The sequence below is a fragment of the Luteibacter sp. OK325 genome, assembly GCF_003050935.1.
Classification (GTDB): domain Bacteria; phylum Pseudomonadota; class Gammaproteobacteria; order Xanthomonadales; family Rhodanobacteraceae; genus Luteibacter.
Genome location: NZ_QAOX01000011.1, coordinates 21,541 through 39,664 on the forward strand (window position 1 = coordinate 21,541; position 18,124 = coordinate 39,664).

Below are 18,124 nucleotides of genomic sequence, written 5' to 3' on the forward strand. Positions count from 1 at the left end.
CGATGCCGGGGTTTCCGTATACGTAGATTCAGCTTTGGAGGCAAGCGAAACGCGCCTTACCGCAACCCCGTCTCCGCACGCGCAATCACCAGACGCTGGATCTCGCTCGTACCTTCGTAGATCTCGGTGATTTTGGCATCCCTGAAGTAACGCTCCAGCGGCATTTCCTTCGAATAACCCATGCCACCGTGAATCTGCACAGCCTGGTGGGTAATCCACATGGCGGCTTCCGAGGCGACCAGCTTGGCCATCGACGCTTCGGTGCCGAAGCGGCCGCCGGTCTTCTCGACCTGGCCCTTCGTCCACGCCGCGCGCAGGGTCAGCAGCAACGCCGAGTCCAGCTTGCACTTCATGTCGGCGATCTTGGACTGGGTCATCTGGAAGGTACCGATCGGGTGGCCGAAGGCCTTGCGATCGCGCGACCAGACGAGGGTGGCCTCATACGCCGCGCGAGCGACGCCGATCGCCTGCGAGGCGATGCCGATGCGGCCGGCGTCGAGCACGCCCATGGCGATACCGAAGCCCTTGCCCTCGGCGCCAAGCATGTCGTCAGCCGGGCACACATAGTCGTGGAACTCGATCTCGCAGGTGGCCGAGGCGCGGATGCCGAGCTTCGGCTCGGTCTTGCCGGCCAGGAAGCCCGGACGCTTGGTGTCGATGATGAAGGCCGACACCCCGCGAGCACCCATCCCCGGCGTGGTCACGGCGAACAGCACGATGTAGCGAGCCACCGGGCCGGAGGTGATCCAGCTCTTCTTGCCGTTGATCACCCAGTCACCCTCGGCGTTCTTCACGGCGCGGGTGTGCATGTTCGAGGCATCGGATCCCGATTGCGGCTCGGTGAGGGCGTAGGCACCGATGGCTTCGCCCGAGGCGATGGCGCGCACATACTTCTGCTTCTGCTCTTCGGTACCGTTCTTCAGGATGCCGTTGCAGAACAGCGAATTGTTGACCGACATGATGGTCGAGGTGGCGGCATCGGCCGCGGCGATCTCGACCATGGCCAGCACGTAGGCCACCGGGTCCATGCCCGCGCCACCGTACTCTTCGGGCACCTCGATGCCCATCAGGCCCAGCTGTCCCATCTCCTGGATATTCTCCAGCGGGAACTCACCCTTGGCGTCGTGTTCGGCGGCGACGGGGACGATGCGCTTCTGCGCAAAGTCGCGGGCGATGGACTGGATCGACAGTTGGTCGTCGGTAAAACGGAAATCCATGAGCATTCCTCGGGCCGGCCGGAAGGTCGGCAAGTCTTGGGGTAGAGACAAGCCGCCCATTCTAACGGCCGTTCGAGCCGTTGCCTCCATGCACTGCAACATCGGCCTTGACGCTGGGGCGGCGGGGCCGCATCCTTATGTATCTCTTTATCGCGATAAAAGGATTCGGCATGGACTTGTCGACGGCCTCCACCGTGCTTCGCCTGCTGGCCGATCCCACGCGTGTTCGCCTGCTCGCCCTGCTGGACCGCGAGGAGTTGACCGTGGCCGAACTGGCCGCCGTGCTGCACCTGGCCCAACCGCGTGTTTCCACCCATCTGGCCAAGCTCAAGGAAGCCGAGCTGGTGCGTGACCGCCGGGCCGGCGTGTCCGCCTATTATCGCGCCAACGCGGAGGCCGACCCCACCCTCGCCGCTCTCGTGGCCTCGTTGCGCGACACCCTGAGCGACGCCCTGCTCCGCGAGGATGCGGAGCGGCTACCGGCCGTCCTCGCCCAGCGGGCACGTACCGAAGGCTGGGCGGACACCGTCGCCGGGGATATGGAGCGCCACTACTCCCCCGGCCGCACGTGGGAAACCCTCGCCCGCTCGCTGCTCCAGCTGCTCGCCACCGGCGATGTCCTGGACATCGCCTCCGGGGACGGCGTCACAGCGGAACTGCTCGCACCGCATGCCCATTCGATTGTCTGCGTCGACAGTTCCGAGCGTGTCGTGGACGCCGCGCGCCAGCGACTGGCCAGCTTCACGAATGTGGACGTGCGCACCGGCGACATGCACGCGCTCGACCTGGAAGACAACCGCTTCGACCTTGTCCTGCTGCTTCACGCCCTTACGTATGCGGAGCGCCCCGAGGCGGTGTTTACCGAGGTCGCCCGGGTACTGAAACCGGGTGGAAGGCTTCTGGTATCGACTCTGGGCGAACACGAGCACCGCGCCGTGATCGAGCCCTTCGACCACCGCAACCTGGGCTTCACCTGCGAGGCCCTCGTCGCCCTGGCGAAGGCAGCCGGCCTGGACGTCGTCAGCTGCGAGCGCCTCAGCCGCGAACGCCGCGCGCCGCATTTCGAAGTAATCAGCCTGCTCGCACGCAAGCCCTGACCGGAGACCGCCGATGAGCACCCTACCCTGGCTCCACCCCGACCGCGTCGCCCTCATCGAGAAGGCCCTGTCCGAGCGGATCATGATTCTCGACGGCGGCATGGGCACCATGCTGCAAGGCCACCAGCTGGATGAATCCGGCTACCGCGGCGAACGCTTTTCCGGCGGCCTCGACAGTCGCCACGAACACAGCCACGACCACCCCGGCGAGTGCGACCTCAAGGGCAATAACGACCTTCTCCTGCTGACCCAGCCGGAGATCATCCGCGGCGTGCACATGGCGTATCTCGAAGCGGGTGCGGATTTCGTCGAAACCAATACCTTCAACGCCACGCGCGTGAGCCAGGCGGATTACCACCTCGAACACCTGGTGCCCGAGCTCAACCGCGAAGGCGCGCGCATTGCCCGCGAAGCCTGCGACGCCATGACCGCGCTTACGCCGGACCGGCCGCGCTTCGTCATCGGCGTGCTCGGTCCCACCAGTCGCACGGCCTCCATCTCGCCGGACGTGAACGACCCGGGTTTTCGCAACATCAGCTTCGAAGCGCTCACCGCCAATTACGTCGAATCGGCGCGTGCGCTGATCGAAGGTGGCGCCGACACGATCATGGTCGAGACCATCTTCGACACACTCAACGCCAAGGCCGCGTTGTTCGCACTGACCGAGCTGTTCGACGAACTCGGCGCCCGCGTGCCGGTGATGATCTCCGGCACGATCACCGACCGTTCGGGACGCACGCTGTCGGGCCAGACCGCCGAAGCGTTCTTCTACTCGGTGGAACACATCCGGCCGTTGTCGGTAGGCCTCAACTGCGCGCTCGGCGCGGAAGACCTGCGCCCACATGTGCAGATGCTCTCGCGCATCGCCGGCAGCGCGGTCAGCACGCACCCCAATGCCGGCCTGCCCAACGCCTTCGGCGAGTACGACGAAACCCCCGAGGCCATGGCCTCGACCATCGCCAGCTTCGCGGCCGAAGGTCTGCTCAATATCGTCGGTGGCTGTTGTGGCACGACGCCCGCTCATATCGCGGCGATTGCCGCCGCCGTGGCGCCCTACCCGCCGCGCGTACGCCTGGACGCCACGCAAGCCGCATGACCACTCTCCGCCATACCCGCCTGTCCGGCCTCGAGCCGCTGATCCTCACGCCGGACCTCAATTTCGTTAACGTCGGCGAACGCACCAATGTCACCGGCTCGGCGCAGTTCCGCAAACTGATCAAGGAAGGCCGCTACGAAGAGGCGGTGGATGTCGCTCGCCAGCAGGTGGAGAGCGGCGCGCAGATCATCGACATCAACATGGACGAGGGCCTGATCGATTCCGAAGCGGCGATGACCCGCTTCGTCAACCTGATCTCCTCCGAGCCTGACATCGCGCGCGTGCCGATCATGGTCGACTCTTCCAAGTGGACCGTGATCGAAGCCGGCCTGCGCTGCATGCAGGGCAAGGGCATCGTTAACTCCATTTCCATGAAGGAAGGCGAGGCGCTGTTCCTCCAGCATGCGCGCAAGGTGCGCCAGTATGGTGCCGCCGTGGTCGTGATGGCTTTCGACGAAGTGGGTCAGGCGGACACGAAGGAGCGCAAGATCGAGATCTGCTCGCGTGCCTACGAGCTGTTGGTCAATGAGGTGAACTTCCCACCGGAAGACATCATCTTCGACCCGAATATCTTCGCCATCGCCACCGGTATCGAAGAGCACAATAACTACGCTGTGGACTTCATCGAAGCCACGCGCGAGCTTAAGAAGCGCTTTCCGTCGTCGCACATCTCCGGCGGTGTTTCCAACGTCTCGTTCTCGTTTCGCGGCAACAACCCCGTGCGCGAAGCGATCCACTCCGTGTTTCTGTATCACGCGATCGCTGCGGGCATGGACATGGGCATCGTCAACGCCGGCGGCCTCTCGATCTACGACGATCTTCCCGAGGAACTGCGTGAGCGCGTCGAGGACGTGGTACTCAACCGCCGTCCCGACGGCACCGAGCGCTTGCTTGAGATCGCCGACAAGTACAAGGGCGGCAAGGCCGAGGTCGCCGTTGAAACGGCTGCCTGGCGCGAGAAATCGGTGGTCGATCGACTGAGCCATGCGCTCGTCCACGGCATCGACCAGTTCGTCGTTGAGGACACCGAAGAGCTACGGTTGATCTCAAAGCGGCCGCTCGACGTCATCGAAGGCCCGCTGATGACCGGCATGAACGTCGTCGGTGACCTCTTCGGTGCCGGCAAGATGTTCCTGCCGCAGGTGGTGAAGTCCGCGCGCGTGATGAAGAAAGCCGTCGCCCACCTGATTCCCTTCATCGAAGAAGAGAAGAAGATTTCCGGAGACAGCGCGAAGAACAACGGCAAGATCGTGCTGGCCACGGTGAAGGGCGACGTCCACGATATCGGCAAGAACATCGTCGGCGTAGTACTCCAGTGCAACAACTTCGAGGTCATCGACCTTGGCGTCATGGTGCCGACGCAGAAGATCCTCGACACCGCGCGTGAAGTGGGTGCCGACATCATCGGCCTCTCCGGCCTGATCACGCCTTCCCTGGAAGAGATGAGCCAGGTGGCGCGCGAAATGCAGCGCCAGGATTTCCACGTGCCGTTGATGATCGGCGGCGCGACCACCTCGCGCGCGCATACCGCGCTGCGCATCGAGCCGCATTACAAGTCGCCCACGGTGTGGGTGAAGGACGCTTCACGTGCCGTCGGCGTGGCGCAGTCGCTGGTCAGCAAGGACCTTATCGACGAGTTCATGATCAAGGTCCGCGCCGATTACGCCGAGGTGCGCGAGCGTCACAAGGGACGCGGCACCGGCAAGCAGCTCGTGACGCTGGCCAAGGCCCGCGCGCAGCGTTACGTCGGCGAGTGGCAGGCTTATGAACCGCCGACGCCGAGGACGCCCGGCATCACTGCGTTCGAGGACTACGATCTCGCCGAGCTGCGCACTTACATCGACTGGTCGCCCTTCTTCAACGCGTGGGAGCTGGCGGGCAGGTTCCCGGCCATCCTCACCGACGAGGTTGTCGGCGTGCAGGCCACGGAGCTCTACAACGACGCCCAGGCCATGCTGGACAAACTCATTGCTGAGAAATGGCTCACCGCCAAGGGCGTGATCGGGTTCTGGCCCGCCGCGCAGGTTGGCGACGATATCGAGGTTTACGCCGAGGTCGGCACTGCCAAGCGCAAACCCGTGGCGACGCTTCGCCATCTGCGCCAGCAGGTGGACAAGCCCGTGGAGCGCCCGGACTTCTGCCTGTCCGATTTCGTCGCACCGAAGGACAGTGGCCTGCAGGACTGGATCGGCGGCTTCGCTGTCACCGCGGGCATTGGCATCGACGAGCATGTGGCCCGCTTCGAGGCCGGCCACGACGACTATTCGTCCATCCTGCTCAAGGCCCTGGCCGACCGCCTCGCCGAGGCCTTCGCCGAGCGCCTGCACGAACGCGTGCGCAAGGAATTCTGGGGTTACCAGCCGGACGAGGCCCTGGACAACGACACCCTGATCGCCGAGGGCTACCGCGGCATCCGCCCTGCCCCGGGTTACCCGGCCTGTCCCGAGCACACCGAGAAAGGCACGTTGTTCGAATTGCTCGAAGCGACGACGCACACCACGGTGCAGCTCACCGAAGGCTTCGCCATGTTCCCCACGGCGGCGGTTTCGGGCTGGTACTTCTCGCACCCGGACAGCCAGTACTTCGTGGTCGGCCGCCTGGGCCGCGAGCAGGTCGAGGACTATGCCAAGCGCAAGGGCTGGGACCGGACCGAAGCCGAGCGCTGGCTGGCGCCGTACCTGGATTACGACCCGGACTGACGATGGCCCGGCCCGGTCAGGTCTCTTCCGGGCCGCCGGGCTTGATCTCTTCGCTGGCGTTGCGATGCTTCAGGTGGGCGAAGACGTTGTAGAACGACACGATCATCGGAAAGGCGGTCTGGATGATGCCGACCGAGTCGTTCTTGCCCCAGATGAAGTACGCCAGCGTGAGCACGCTACCGAAGACCGACAGGTACCAGAATGACATCGGCACGGTGACCTTCTTGTTCTTCTTCGTGGCGTAGAACTGGACGAACCAGCGCGCCGTGAAGAGCAAGGTGCCGAGCAGGCCGATGACCTTCCACGGGGTCAGGATGAACAGGTGAAGGTTTGCGAGGACTTCGTGCATGGCGGTATCCGGTGAGTCAGCCGGCGCATTGTACCGGTGGGACCTTTCGGTAGCCTGAAAAACGAAAACCCGGCGCAAGGCCGGGTTTTCAGTTTTTTCATGGTGGGCGGTACAAGGATCGAACTTGTGACACCTGCCGTGTGAAGGCAGTGCTCTACCGCTGAGCTAACCGCCCATCGAGCGCGGCATTTTAAGGCGGTATGCCCGGACAGTCAATCCCGAGGATCAGGTTGCCGTGCAATAGCCCTGCCCGGTCGTCTTCGACGAGGATGTCTGCAGGGGCGTGGCACCCGCCCGCCCGCCGCTCTGTAGATCGATGCGGCGACCACTGTAGCGAAGCGCGCTCTGGCCGACCGTGTCGTCGGCGGCCTTGGAGCAGATGAAGAAAGACAGCGTGCCGTAAGTCGACGAACCGCGTGCGTCGAAGGTCACGACCGGTACCGTCGTCGCGCCCTGGATCGATGCCCCGGGAACGTTCTGCGCCACGCGCAGGAGCTCGTCTGTCGGCTTGTAGGCCTCACCCGCCTTGGTCGACGTATAGATGAGCCAACCGGTGTTAAAGGTATTGGTGGCCGCGCACAGCGGTGTCGTCGTCGACGAGGTCGTGCTGGGACATATCGAGACTATCGTGCTGCGGGTGACTGCCGTGGACCGTGCGAAGCGGATTGCCCCCAGGAAGTCGTTGGTCTGGTTGCTTACCATGTTGCGCTTCATGAAATCCGACAGCGACGGAACCGCCAGCGCCGTGAGGATAGCGAACACGCCGATCGCCACCATCAGTTCGATGAGCGAGAAACCCGCAGTCCGTCGTGATGCGTTCATGGTGCACCCTTAGGGCAGTTCTCGGTCACATCGATATTGGCCACCCGCTGCGCAGTCTCGAGCTGCTCCGGCGTCATGCGCTTGGCCGAGCTCGGATCCGAACTGTCCACCAGCAGTGCGTTGCCCGAGAGCGTCTTCAGGTTGGCCTTCGCGTTGTCGCAGTTACGGGAACGCGCCGCCTGCTCCGCTGCGGCCATGCCCGAGGGCGCTGCCGCGGCGGCCTGAGCCGCCATGCTTGCCGACGATACCGGAGCCGCCGGCTGCACGGGCGCACCAGCCGATGACGTCACCGAACCCTTCACCTTGACCGGAGTGGACCTGCCGCCCGCAGGCGGTGCGTCGCCGTAATGGGTGACACCACTGGCGTCCTTCCAGCGGTAATACGTGCCATTGCTCTGGGCATACGCCGGTGCAAGCACCGCCAGGGCAAGCACCGCGACGACAGCTAGGGAAGGCATCCGCATCGTCATTTGCTCCAGCAGACCGGGTCGTTGGCGGTCGCGCCGGTGGATGCCTGCACGCCCGTGTTCGTGATCGTCAGCGTCTGGCACTGTTTGTCCGAGGTCTGCTGCGTCCCCACGGCCGACGCCGTGATGCTGAACGCGGTCGACGATGCGGAAGGCGGCGCAATGGTGTAGTTGGCACCGGCCACGCTGCTGTTGGCACCAAGCGCAGTGAGGTTCGGCGTGTAGGCGTTGTTCGAATAGAAGAACCGCTCCTGTCGCGCCGCAAGGTCCATGAGGCCGCGCCGCGCGTCGACGCGGTTGGCCCGCACCACGTACTGGCGGTACGAGGGAATGGCGATGGCCGCGAGGATCGCGATGATGAGCAGGACGATCACCAGCTCGATCAGCGAGAAGCCGCGCACGTTAGTCGAAGACTTGGTCATCGTCATTTCCCCAGGGGTTCACGCCAGGACGACTCGCCGCTGGTCACGGGATTGAGTGTAGCGACATCCTTGCAAACGATCGCGCCGGTCGAGGTCTGCGTGCAGGCTGTTACCGTCTTGCCGCCGTTCGTTGCACCAGCGTCACCGGTGTGCAGGCTCGGTGGTGCAGGCAGGCCGGCTCCGATGGGGCTGCTGACAAGGACATTGCCGGACTTCGAGTCGGTGCCAAAGAAGCCGCTAGGGTCGCCCGTGCCCGTCTCGTAATTCTGTCCGTACAGCACCGAGGTGCCGAGGCCAGTGCAAATCGACGTACCTGGCGTATAGGCTGCTGTAAGCAGCAACCCACCCAGGAGGGCCTGTGCACTGACCACCCGCTCCGACGGATTACTGGTGCCGTTCGTTGTCAGGTTCCGGTACCAACCGGCAATGCCCGGCGCATTAAAGGCGCTGGCAAGATCCAGGAAGTTCGATACGCCGCTCAAGGCGTCGTTACCTGTGGGCAATCCGCTGACAGCCTGCGTCGAACCATTCACATTGACATTGGTGACGTTAATAAGGGTGCCGAGACCGATCTTGGTGCTCGCCTGCGGATCGGTCGATGGCAGCAGCTCGGTGTCAATAAGGCCGAAGATGCGCTGCGTATCGGACGTGGCCTTGTCCGCACTGTTGAACAAGCGACCCGTTCCAAAGTAGACCATCGGCGCGCCGCGCGCGTTACGGCCCAGGGTCGGGCGGACCGTCACCGGCATGCCATTGGTCGCGCCCACGCTCGCATCCGTCAGGTGGAGCATCTCTTGCGCTTTCCAGTTCTTCGCGAGCGAATCACCGTTGGTGAATAGTCTCCAGAAGTGGCCACCAAACTTCGTCGACGTACCGTCGCCGAGCATGCTACCGAAGTACACCGCCTCGGCCATGCCGTCGAGATTGAAGTCCGACGCAATGAGGTCGCCCGCCGAACTGCTGAGGGCGTCCGCCGCCGCCGTGCCGCCGTCCGACGCGGCGTTGGTCATGTCGAATGCTGCCGGAGTGGGCGGGACGGATGCATTGATGAAATCCGCCACGTTGTACACGTTCACCCGCAGGTGCTGGCTTGACGCCACCTTTCGTGCGTCGGTCGGACCCGAGCCAATGGCCAGATAGAACTTGTTCGGTGTACCGGACGTCGCGTCACGCATCATTACCACGGCGGGTGCCGAAGTAGTCCACGTGCCGGGCAGCGTGATCTCACCGAGCACGTTGGGCGGCAGCTCGGGATTCGTGATGTCCATCAACACATAGGCCGACTCGGAGGTCACGTTCGCGTTCGCTGCATTACCGTCCTTGTCCGTGACCTGGGCGTTGACCGTGATCGCACCGCCACCCAAGCGGAAGGGGACCACGAGGATCGTGCCCCAGCCATCGACGTGCGTCGTGTCCGCACTGAATACCTTTGCATCGAAAGCAATCGGCGAGCCGTCCACGTAGTACGTGTGCTTGTAGGCGGGGTCCGTCAACCAGCGCAGATGTGCCAACAGGTTCTTCGGGATATAACCCCATATCTCTGCCCCTAGCGGGTGCGCGGTCGGGGTTGAGGTGGTGTTGCCACTGGCAGTCGGCGTCGACGGCGTGCACACGGCATCAGTGGGCTGCATCTCGAACCGCTGGCAGCTGGCGTTGTAGAAGCCCGCATTGAAGGCATGGACCATGCCATCGTTCGCACCGACGTAGAGGACCTGGCGGCGGTCTCGATAGGTGGTGCGGAAGTTGGCATAGGTCGTGTCGTTGTAGAGGAGGTCGTACGATTCCGCAGGTGCGCTGACGGCGAGCGGCGTCGAGTTCACGATGTCACCAAGACGTGTGATACGCCCCTGCTCCGTGATGTCCGTCCCATAGTCCACGGTTCGACTGCGCAGCCCAGCGATTTCCTTGCCACGAATCCAGTTGACGATATTCGTGGCCTCCGTGGTCGAATCGGTATTCAGGTATCGGTAGTTCGTATCGTTGATACCGGTGGTGTCATATACGAACGGAACGAGCTCCTTGGCCGCGACGACGCCGTCATTGTTGGCGTCGACCCATGTGAAGATGTATCGACCGTTGGTGTCGTTGAAGACAGAGCCATAGATGCGCTGTGTGTTCACCAGTTCCGGATCCCACAGCAGCGTACGTGCGTTCCAGATCGTAGCGAGCTCCGTAAGCTCCACCTGAGTGCCAATGGCCGGAGGCACGTACTTTGCCGGGTCGGTACTTACGTACACCGTGGCGATCGTCCGCTGCAAGCCTGCGTCAAAGGAGAACGTGACCACGGGATCGGTCACATAGTCGTCGAGCTGATGATTGTGATTCCCGTCAACTCGCAGCAAGCCGAAACTGTCGGTCCACAGCGCACCCAGCGAACCGATCCAGGTCGCACGACCACCGTTGTTATCGGTTCGCTCGGCCTCATACAGCGCCTGGTACGTCACACCTGTGCCGTTCGCGCTGGCCGCTACCGTTGCTGCCGCAGTACCGGACGAAACCTTCGCCAGGATCTTGCGGAACAGCGTGTCCAGCGATTTCTGCAAATCGGTCGGATTGGTGACGAGGAAGTAATTGTCCGGCGTGTCTTTATTGGCCGGGTCGTTGTTCCACTTGGAACTGTCGAGAGGATTGGCGTCGTTGACCGGCGTATCAGTGCCATCCGGCTTCGTCGTGTCCGCGCGGAATCCGCCCCACTTGGCCGCATAGAGAAGTGGGTCGCTGAGCGTGCCGGCGCTGGTCGAACCAACCGCGTAGACAGCCGTCGTCGCGGGATCGCTCACCTGGCAGTTCGTGCAACCGCCGCTCGAATTTACGCTACCCGAACCATTCACCTTCACGCCCGCGGCGTTATAGATATCTGGAAGGGTGGGATCGGTATAGCTGAAGTTGTAGATGCCCGAATGAAAGTGTGGGCCGTCCTTGGTCGTGCCGCCGATGATGTAACCAAAGCCCTGACCATTGTTGGTCGACGCGGATACGGGCTTGGTCGTGATCTTCACCTGCGTGGCGGTGATCGCATAGGTGATGATGCCCCACATGTCCTGATCGTAGTCACCGCCGGCGAAGCTGTCCTCCCAGTCGGCGTAGAACGATCCCCTGGCCGTACCCGTCCCGTCGTCTGCGATCTGCGAGAGGATCTTGAAGTCCACCAGCGCACCACCGCCCACACCGCTTGGCAGGACCAGGCGGTAAGCCGGAATGATGGTGACGAACTGGGCGGAGGCCCCGGACGTGCCGGGTACCTGGACGCGGATCTGCGGCGTATTGGTGGCCAGCTGCACGCCGAAGGTGTTGACCTTGAGCGAAGTGCGGTCAGTGCTCGGCACAATGGGGCTGCCGTTGGCGTCTACACCAAGATCGCTGATTCGGTTGATATGGGCGCCATAAGCCGCGCCAGCCATCAGGTAGCCGCCCTTCAGCGCCGGGGACTCCGGGCAAATGCCCTGCAGGCCCGAGAAATTGGCGACTGCTTTCGCCGAGCACAGATCCTTGTCGGCGTCCGCGTAGGTGCTGGTCGGATTGCCGACGAACCAGTTCTTGCCGTTAATGCCTTCGCCCACGCCGACAAGGTCGGTCCACGCAGCAACGGACTTGCCGGTACTAAGATCGTCGAAGCCGGCTACCGCATCGGTATCGTAGCTGAGTGAGCTGGCGTTGAAATTGATAACGTTCAGCGCGGCACAGAAGTTCGCTGCCGTGATCGGTTTGTTCCATGTGGCGACTACGCTCAGGCCCAGGGTGCTGTCTTCCGACCCCGAGGCGAACGACGTATTGGCCGTCTTGCCTGCGAGGTACCGCAGGGTTTCGATATAGCTTTCGGCCATGGGGTTACCCCAGGACGAACAGTTGCCTTCCGCAACGAGTGTGCCCGAGCCTGAGCCCGTTGTGATACCGGTCTGCTGATAGGTACAGCCGTTACCCGTGCCGTAGTTATCGCCTGAATTATAGGCGTAGCCGTAAATGCGCAGTGCGTTGATGTTACTGATGATGCCCTTCGCGGTGGTGAACATGCCCGTCGCGGGGTCGATCTCGTTGCTGATGAAATTCCCGTCGTTGACACCCGCCTCCGGCAGCGCCGCTCGCAGCACGCCACCCGACGCATTGTGATCGAAGGTCGGCGTCACCAGGCCGAACTTGATGTCACCCGACTCGCCGTACTTCTGAAGCAGACCAGTCGGCTTGTACTTGCGATCCGTAGCGACGCTACTGAGCGGATACTGCTCACAACTCTCAGTGCCGATCAGTCCAGTGACGCAGACCTGTACCCGCGCATTGAGTTCGATGCCCGTACTCTTGGCCGGGTTCTCCGCCGCCGAGGCCAGGCCGGAGAACGCGGAACGGTTGCCGTTACTTAGGAATCCATCACCGAAACCGCTCTGCAGATTGCTGTTCTCGTCGGACCACTTGCACTGAAGGCTCTCGTTCGATGCCCATAGCGCATAGTTACCGCGCACTCCGCGGATCAGAGGCGGTGCCTTGTTCGTCTGCGAGCGGTCGGTCGACCCACCCTGCACGGTCGTATTGCAGAACGTCACCCCGGAACGCGTCAGGTTGGTGATCGTCCACGTCTGGTAAGACCGGAACGCCGTCAAGCAGCTCGCGAAGTCCGTGCACGTCATGTTCAAAAACATGCCGTTCTGCACACGCAGTTCAACGCGATTCACCGGTGCAGCCGAATAGCCGCCCGTATTCAGGAACCGCACCGGTGCTTCGAGCGTGGGCGGATTGACCGCATTTACGTCCCCCGCCACGATCCTGATCTGATCGCCAACCTGAAAGCTGAGGTCGGCGACGCCCTGCAGGCGCAGCAGGTTGTAGTTATTGCCGTTCTCACCCAAGCCCTGATTGTCGAAGTAGTAGCTCGACGACTGACCTGATGTGCTCGGGGCGACGGCGCTAGCCGAGTACGGCATGAGCTGGCTGATATCGGTGCCGTTGTAGAACTTGGCGAAGGAATGCGCGTCCGTCGGCAGATAGGCACGTTCGAGAATCGTCGTGTCCGCCGTATCGGTGGAACGAAATCCACCGTAAAGGATGCTGCGCACCTCATCCATGCGCGTCATCGTTGCCCAGTTCAGGAAATTACCGGACCATGCGTTCGAGCAATAGTTGTCCTTGTCCACCAGAGACGACGGCTTGAAGTAACCGTCACTCGTCGTATAGGTGTAGCACTTGCCTGAATCGAAGTACCCCGCGTAGGTATTCCCGTTGCTGTACGTCGTATCGATGGTGCTGTTGTTCTTCAGGGAAGAGAAGTCGTTGTACGCCTTGTAAAACAGTTGGTGGTCACGCGAAAGATTGATCATCACCAGGGGCGCGGCGCCGGCGATACCCAACGGTGGGTCGATCGCGTACGCGGCCGCTCGCTGCGTGCTGGAGGAGATCGCGTCGGCCTGGGCCACCGGCGTGCTTGCGAAGGCCGTGACCGCGAGGGCCACGAGGTAGCCGAACAGAAGCCCGGGTCGCTGGATGCGGGAAGTACTCATCGACAGATTCCTTGGCCTTAGTTACGTATGTTCTGGTGGTATTGGGTCAGCGTCGTCGACACACCGTTACCGGGTGCCACAGCGACACTGCGAATCTCGAAGAGCATGTCGGCACCACCACCCGCCGCGCCGATACCCAGGCCGCGGTAACCTGCCGCCTGTGCGCCGCCGGAGCCGGCATTCAACACCGTGCCGTCGGGAACGATGGCGAGCGTGGCACTCACATCGGCCGAACAGGTCGCACTGGATGTGTCGCAGATGGCGATCTTCATGTCCGGATGCCAGGTGCTCGGGTCGTACAGCGTTTCCGCCAGCAGGTCGCCACACGCTGGCTGCAGCGTGCCGTAGAACAGCGATATCGCACCGCTGCAATCGTTCTGAACCGCGGTCTTCACCTTGGTCAGCATGTCGGCCGAAAAGGTGCTCGAATAGGTGAAGTCCGAATCCGGCACGGTGCCGCCGGGAAACGACGTTGGCCAACCGCGTTCAAACACGTGCTGGTCGAACAAAGTCACGGGTACGGCGCGCAGGGCTTCGGATGCTTCGAACGCGGCTTCGTGCCGGGCGACGTTGGTGACCATCTTCATTTCGGTGAGCGTGCCGCGCATTGCCATCACCGCAATGATGGAAAGCACGAGCAGGAAGATCATTCCGACGAAGAGGGCGACGCCGCGCTGCGCGCGCATCGGTTTCATCATGGTGACCATGGTCATCCCCTCACCCGGTTGCGCAGAACCACAACCTGGGTATTGATGGTGCGGGCGTACTGCTGCGGTTTGTCGCCGTAATTGGACGCAGGCGAAGTGGCGCAATTATTGGTGGCCGTCGTCGTGTCGTAGCTCACGGCGCCTGCAGTGCTGACCGAATACGCGCAGTGCCCGGACAATGCGAACGAGCCTGCGTGAGGCACGGCTGTATCACGCGTGGTGGAACGGGCGACGATCGACACGCGCACCTGGGTCACCGTGGGGAAGTTCGCCAGCGACGCCTGCGCGAAAGGCGTAGAAGCCGGCACGTCTCCCGGAATCGGCGAAGCGTATTCGAACTGAAGCTGTTCGATACCGTCGACGACTGCTTCGGAGATGAGCGCGCCCGTCGTATCCATGCGCATCCGCATGAGTGTCGGTGATCTCGCATCGGCGTCGCCGTCGTCGGCCGTGCCGCAGACCTTATCCGCACCCGGGTCGGAACAAGGCTGCAGGTAGTACATTTCGAGCTGATAAGGAAAGACATAGCGGCCACTGGTCGAGCCCAGCGGGTTCGAGGGGACTGCCTCGCCAAGACGGAATATCGTGGCCGACTGGTTGACCGCCGAAACGACGAAGATACTCGTCTGGTTCGGCACGTCGCCCGGCGTCGTCGAATCGAAGTTCGTCGTACTTGAGGCCTTCGCCGGATCGTAGCCATGCGTGTCGGCGTAGCGCACGACGACGACGTCGGAGTACTTGACGTAATTGGCGTCGTTGACACAGTTGGCGAGGGGGAACGTCGCTCCGCCATCGTATCCGGCGATGCCGTTGCCGGGTGCGGCGGTACCGACATTCAGTACCCAGGTGCCGCTGCAGGCGCCAACACCACCGACGCCGGTGGTATTAGTGGTCGTTGTGAGAGCCGTCCCTTTCACACCACCCCAGAAATCGGCCATGCGCAACGACCAGGCAAGCCGCGTCGCCGCGAAGCGCAAGCTTTCCTGGTTGAAGTTGCTGCCCTGCTGGATGGTGTACGCCGCGCGGTTGGCCATGAGCACGCTCACCAGACCGGCGACGACGATAAGGCCGAGAACGATCGAGATCATCATCTCGACCAGCGAGAAGCCTTTGCTGGAGCGCGGGCGGGAGGCCATAGGCGACGTTCTCATTGCAGGTAGCTGAAGCTGTAGGACTGGGTCGCGTCGGCGGTGGCGTCATCCGCGACGCCAGCCCAGGAGACCGTGATGGTCAGCGTGCCCAGGGTCGCGTCCTTGGTCACCGTGGCCAGCTTGGACCCCGAACCGGTCGGCAAGGGAATGGTCCGTTTCAGGGCGATCTGCCAGCACGCCAGGTCGCGGGTCGCGATGGCCTGGGGCGAAGCGAGCGATGCGCTGTCGCACTGCGCCTGGGTGTAGGTCGTGTCGCCGTCGTAGAGGTAGGCACTGTCGCCGGTCTTGGGCAGGGCGCCGTCCGGGTTGGCGCGCATCGACTCCGCAAGGCTGCGCGCCAGGATGATGGCCGAGGTGCGCGACGCGGACTCGCGCGTGAACTTGGCACCCTTCATCTGCAGCAGCGCAAGGCCGAGCATCCCGATGCTGAACACCAGGATGGCCACCATGACTTCGATAAGCGAAACGCCGCGCACGGCGCCGCGTGTAGATAGACGGACCACCCTAACCCCCTGCTGGACCCAATCCGGCAGGCTCAGATTAGCCTTCGTTCATAAAGCCGCAAGGGAACACCGACCGTCGGTGGGATTTCGCCGACAAGCGGGCCCCGCTCCTCCCGACGCAATAGCGTAGTCTCGGGATAACAAAGCGGTCACGAGCGCCCGGTCAAACTACTCCGGTCACGAAGGAGTGGTCCGTGCTCGCGCAATATGTCTTTACCTCGGTGGAAGGTCCGTTCCGCATCGTCCGTCATGGCCATCGCTGGCGCGCCCTGCGCGGCGACAGTGAAGTGGGCCGTTTCGACTCCCCTGAAGTGGCTGTGTCCAGCCTGCGCGAGATGTTCGCCAGCTGCCGGCTACCGCGCCACCTGTCCGACTGGCGCTTCTTGCCGGCCGCCGCCCTCGGTCACCTGGCGCCGCCCAGTGCCGCAGCGCTCGCCCGTCTTGCCGCTGCCTGACACCGTTCGCCGGATTCCGGCGAGGAGTCGGTCAAAGCGCCATGGACCGCCAGTGGCCATGGTCGTCCTCGACCCTTAGTTCCACGGACACCCCCTGTCCGGAGCGTGCCCGCGCCTGCCGGAGTGCGTAGCTCAAGGCGTCTTTCTCGTGCCGGAAACGCGCAGGCTTGTCCGAGTCCACGCGCACCGCCCATTCCGCCCCGACCTCAGGAGGCTGAACAACGTAGATGCGCACGTACCGCTCGCTCATTGGGGTCCCCGCGCCAGTCTCCGCCCTGTGTCGCACCCAGGCCATGAAGACCATGTATGCGCCGGCGCCACACCGGCCGCGGGATAGTCAGCGGTGACGCACCCATTCGCGCGCCAACAAAGCGAAAATCACGTCGTCCACCCATTCGCCGCGAAAGAAATAGCTCTCCACGTGATGAGCTTCCTGGCGAAAACCCAACGAACGCAGCAAGGCCATGCTGGACACGTTGCGTGGGTCCACCGAACCTACCGCGCGCCGGTAGGCCCAGTCGCCGAAGGCGAGGTCCAGCACGGCCGCCATGGCTTCACGGGCGAAGCCCTGGCCCTGTCGCTCTGGCCGCAGGGAAAGCCCGAATTCGATCGGGTCATCGGTGCTGGCCGGAAAGTGCACGCCGAAGTCGCCGAACAGTTCGCCGGTGACCTTGTCGCGGATGGCCAGTTGGCACCAGCTGTCCGCCGTGCCGAAGGCCAGCAGGGACTGGTCGGCAATGAAGGCTTCCGCCGCTGCGACATCCGCAGGCTTCCAGCCCTGGTAGCGCGCGACGGCATCGTCGCCGCGGTAGGCGAAAAGTACCGGTGCATCGGCCTCGCTTAGGCGATCCAGCCGCAGGCGCGCCGTCGCGATGGCGATGTCCTGTGTTCCGTCCATAAGGAACTCCTTGATGGTTTTCAGGCGACGGTAGCATTTCTTTACGCAGCCGTTACCCGGAAAGCGCCCGAATGGCGCAGCCTTTTTACGCATCGCGGTCGGATACTGCCTTACCGAATTACTGGAGCAGCGAACGATGTCGATCGTCGTGATCACGGGCCCGCGTCGTGACGCGGTACACGCCACCCTGGCGGATGACGCGATGTGGCGACTGTGGGAACGCGCGCAAGCCGCCGGCGTCGACCTGCTCTGGCGGCCCTGCAACGACTTCATCGAGTTGACCGGCTACCTCGATCGCTCGATCGGCGACCACGCCGAACTCGTCCTGCTCGATGTGGACGCCAACGATGTCCCCGCGGAGGACATCGCCCCTCTGCGTGACGCGCTCGCGCATCTGGGCGTGCCGTACATCGAAATCCATGACGGCAGCGACGAAGCGGACGCCTCGGCGCTCGTGCCGGGTCATCCTTCATTGGTTAGCGTGGTGGTGCCTGGCAACGCTGGCGCGGGTTACAACATGGCGTTGTCGATCGGCTTGCGCTATCTCGCCGAGGATGCCCGTCTCGCCGCCTGATCCACACCGGATCGCAGATACAAAAAAACCCGCATCGGCGGGTTTTTTTGTGCTTCCGGGACCGCTCGACGGCAGTTCGGGAAGAATAGTGGTGCCGAAAATAGGAATCGAACCTACGACCTCATCATTACGAATGACGCGCTCTACCAACTGAGCTATTTCGGCGAGAACGGGGATTTTA

General features: G+C 63.0%; 15 protein-coding genes and 2 tRNA genes. 5 read left to right on the top strand and 12 right to left on the bottom strand.

From position 1 onward, the window contains the following. Positions 1–56 precede the first annotated feature (56 nt). The gene (locus C8J98_RS19230; RefSeq protein ID WP_343125729.1) at positions 57–1,223 is read right to left on the bottom strand and encodes an acyl-CoA dehydrogenase family protein; all 1,167 of its coding nucleotides are present in this window, start codon (positions 1,221–1,223) and stop codon (positions 57–59) included. A 164-nt stretch (positions 1,224–1,387) separates the two neighbouring features. Between C8J98_RS19230 and C8J98_RS19235 the strand changes: the two genes are divergently transcribed. From C8J98_RS19235 to metH, 3 genes are read left to right on the top strand one after another with little or no spacing between them, the layout of a single operon-like run. Then, complete coding sequence (locus C8J98_RS19235; RefSeq protein ID WP_107915080.1) at positions 1,388–2,314, top strand: metalloregulator ArsR/SmtB family transcription factor; 927 nt, start codon at positions 1,388–1,390, stop codon at positions 2,312–2,314. Positions 2,315–2,327: 13 nt separating this feature from the next. Beyond that, positions 2,328–3,410: a homocysteine S-methyltransferase family protein gene (locus C8J98_RS19240; protein ID WP_107915083.1), complete on the top strand. Its 1,083-nt coding sequence runs from the start codon at positions 2,328–2,330 to the stop codon at positions 3,408–3,410. After that, positions 3,407–6,109, top strand: a complete 2,703-nt coding sequence (gene metH / locus C8J98_RS19245; RefSeq protein ID WP_107915085.1) for a methionine synthase — start codon at positions 3,407–3,409, stop codon at positions 6,107–6,109. The genes C8J98_RS19240 and metH overlap by 4 nt, the downstream gene beginning before the upstream one ends. 16 nt (positions 6,110–6,125) lie before the next feature. Here metH and C8J98_RS19250 read toward each other — a convergent pair whose 3' ends face one another. The 9 genes from C8J98_RS19250 to pilV all read right to left on the bottom strand — a co-directional run bounded on the left by C8J98_RS19250 (position 6,126) and on the right by pilV (position 16,016). After that, positions 6,126–6,458: a lipid-A-disaccharide synthase N-terminal domain-containing protein gene (locus C8J98_RS19250; protein ID WP_107915087.1), complete on the bottom strand. Its 333-nt coding sequence runs from the start codon at positions 6,456–6,458 to the stop codon at positions 6,126–6,128. A 100-nt stretch (positions 6,459–6,558) separates the two neighbouring features. Then, positions 6,559–6,633 (bottom strand) — tRNA-Val (locus C8J98_RS19255). Positions 6,634–6,683: 50 nt separating this feature from the next. Next, positions 6,684–7,280: a GspH/FimT family pseudopilin gene (locus C8J98_RS19260; RefSeq protein WP_107915089.1), complete on the bottom strand. Its 597-nt coding sequence runs from the start codon at positions 7,278–7,280 to the stop codon at positions 6,684–6,686. Beyond that, positions 7,277–7,738: a DUF4124 domain-containing protein gene (locus C8J98_RS19265; RefSeq protein ID WP_158272763.1), complete on the bottom strand. Its 462-nt coding sequence runs from the start codon at positions 7,736–7,738 to the stop codon at positions 7,277–7,279. Before C8J98_RS19265 ends, C8J98_RS19260 begins: the two co-directional genes overlap by 4 nt. An 8-nt stretch (positions 7,739–7,746) precedes the next feature. Then, on the bottom strand, positions 7,747–8,169 hold the full coding sequence (locus tag C8J98_RS22380; protein WP_199229967.1) for a type IV pilin protein: 423 nt from the start codon (positions 8,167–8,169) through the stop codon (positions 7,747–7,749). A 2-nt stretch (positions 8,170–8,171) separates the two neighbouring features. Beyond that, positions 8,172–13,655: a hypothetical protein gene (locus C8J98_RS19275; protein WP_107915096.1), complete on the bottom strand. Its 5,484-nt coding sequence runs from the start codon at positions 13,653–13,655 to the stop codon at positions 8,172–8,174. Between the two features lie 17 nt (positions 13,656–13,672). Further along, a complete protein-coding gene (locus C8J98_RS19280; RefSeq protein WP_107915098.1) occupies positions 13,673–14,368 on the bottom strand; it encodes a PilX N-terminal domain-containing pilus assembly protein in 696 nt (231 codons plus the stop codon). Next, the gene (locus C8J98_RS19285) at positions 14,365–15,498 is read right to left on the bottom strand and encodes a PilW family protein (protein WP_158272764.1); all 1,134 of its coding nucleotides are present in this window, start codon (positions 15,496–15,498) and stop codon (positions 14,365–14,367) included. Before C8J98_RS19285 ends, C8J98_RS19280 begins: the two co-directional genes overlap by 4 nt. An 11-nt stretch (positions 15,499–15,509) precedes the next feature. After that, the gene (gene pilV, locus C8J98_RS19290; protein WP_146171679.1) at positions 15,510–16,016 is read right to left on the bottom strand and encodes a type IV pilus modification protein PilV; all 507 of its coding nucleotides are present in this window, start codon (positions 16,014–16,016) and stop codon (positions 15,510–15,512) included. 194 nt (positions 16,017–16,210) lie between these two features. Here pilV and C8J98_RS19295 point away from each other — a divergent pair, with 194 nt between their 5' ends. Then, entirely contained in the window at positions 16,211–16,471 is a 261-nt protein-coding gene (locus C8J98_RS19295) for a hypothetical protein (RefSeq protein ID WP_107915104.1), read from the top strand. 337 nt (positions 16,472–16,808) lie between these two features. On the opposite strand, the gene C8J98_RS19305 is transcribed toward C8J98_RS19295, so the two are convergent. Continuing rightward, positions 16,809–17,369, bottom strand: a complete 561-nt coding sequence (locus tag C8J98_RS19305) for a GNAT family protein (RefSeq protein ID WP_233260303.1) — start codon at positions 17,367–17,369, stop codon at positions 16,809–16,811. 136 nt (positions 17,370–17,505) lie between these two features. On the opposite strand from C8J98_RS19305, the gene C8J98_RS19310 reads away from it, so the two are divergent. After that, positions 17,506–17,943: a hypothetical protein gene (locus C8J98_RS19310; protein ID WP_107915108.1), complete on the top strand. Its 438-nt coding sequence runs from the start codon at positions 17,506–17,508 to the stop codon at positions 17,941–17,943. 89 nt (positions 17,944–18,032) lie between these two features. Here the strand turns inward: C8J98_RS19310 and C8J98_RS19315 are convergent. Then, positions 18,033–18,108: transfer RNA gene (locus C8J98_RS19315), tRNA-Thr, on the bottom strand. Positions 18,109–18,124: the final 16 nt, after the last annotated feature.

Coding starts and splice junctions, on each gene's coding strand:
- C8J98_RS19230 (WP_343125729.1), bottom strand. CDS start 1,223: ATGCTCATGGATTTCCGTTTTACCGACGACCAACTGTCGATCCAGTCC.
- C8J98_RS19235 (WP_107915080.1), top strand. CDS start 1,388: ATGGACTTGTCGACGGCCTCCACCGTGCTTCGCCTGCTGGCCGATCCC.
- C8J98_RS19240 (WP_107915083.1), top strand. CDS start 2,328: ATGAGCACCCTACCCTGGCTCCACCCCGACCGCGTCGCCCTCATCGAG.
- metH (WP_107915085.1), top strand. CDS start 3,407: ATGACCACTCTCCGCCATACCCGCCTGTCCGGCCTCGAGCCGCTGATC.
- C8J98_RS19250 (WP_107915087.1), bottom strand. CDS start 6,458: ATGCACGAAGTCCTCGCAAACCTTCACCTGTTCATCCTGACCCCGTGG.
- C8J98_RS19260 (WP_107915089.1), bottom strand. CDS start 7,280: ATGAACGCATCACGACGGACTGCGGGTTTCTCGCTCATCGAACTGATG.
- C8J98_RS19265 (WP_158272763.1), bottom strand. CDS start 7,738: ATGCCTTCCCTAGCTGTCGTCGCGGTGCTTGCCCTGGCGGTGCTTGCA.
- C8J98_RS22380 (WP_199229967.1), bottom strand. CDS start 8,169: ATGACCAAGTCTTCGACTAACGTGCGCGGCTTCTCGCTGATCGAGCTG.
- C8J98_RS19275 (WP_107915096.1), bottom strand. CDS start 13,655: ATGAGTACTTCCCGCATCCAGCGACCCGGGCTTCTGTTCGGCTACCTC.
- C8J98_RS19280 (WP_107915098.1), bottom strand. CDS start 14,368: ATGACCATGGTCACCATGATGAAACCGATGCGCGCGCAGCGCGGCGTC.
- C8J98_RS19285 (WP_158272764.1), bottom strand. CDS start 15,498: ATGGCCTCCCGCCCGCGCTCCAGCAAAGGCTTCTCGCTGGTCGAGATG.
- C8J98_RS19305 (WP_233260303.1), bottom strand. CDS start 17,369: ATGGACGGAACACAGGACATCGCCATCGCGACGGCGCGCCTGCGGCTG.
- C8J98_RS19310 (WP_107915108.1), top strand. CDS start 17,506: ATGTCGATCGTCGTGATCACGGGCCCGCGTCGTGACGCGGTACACGCC.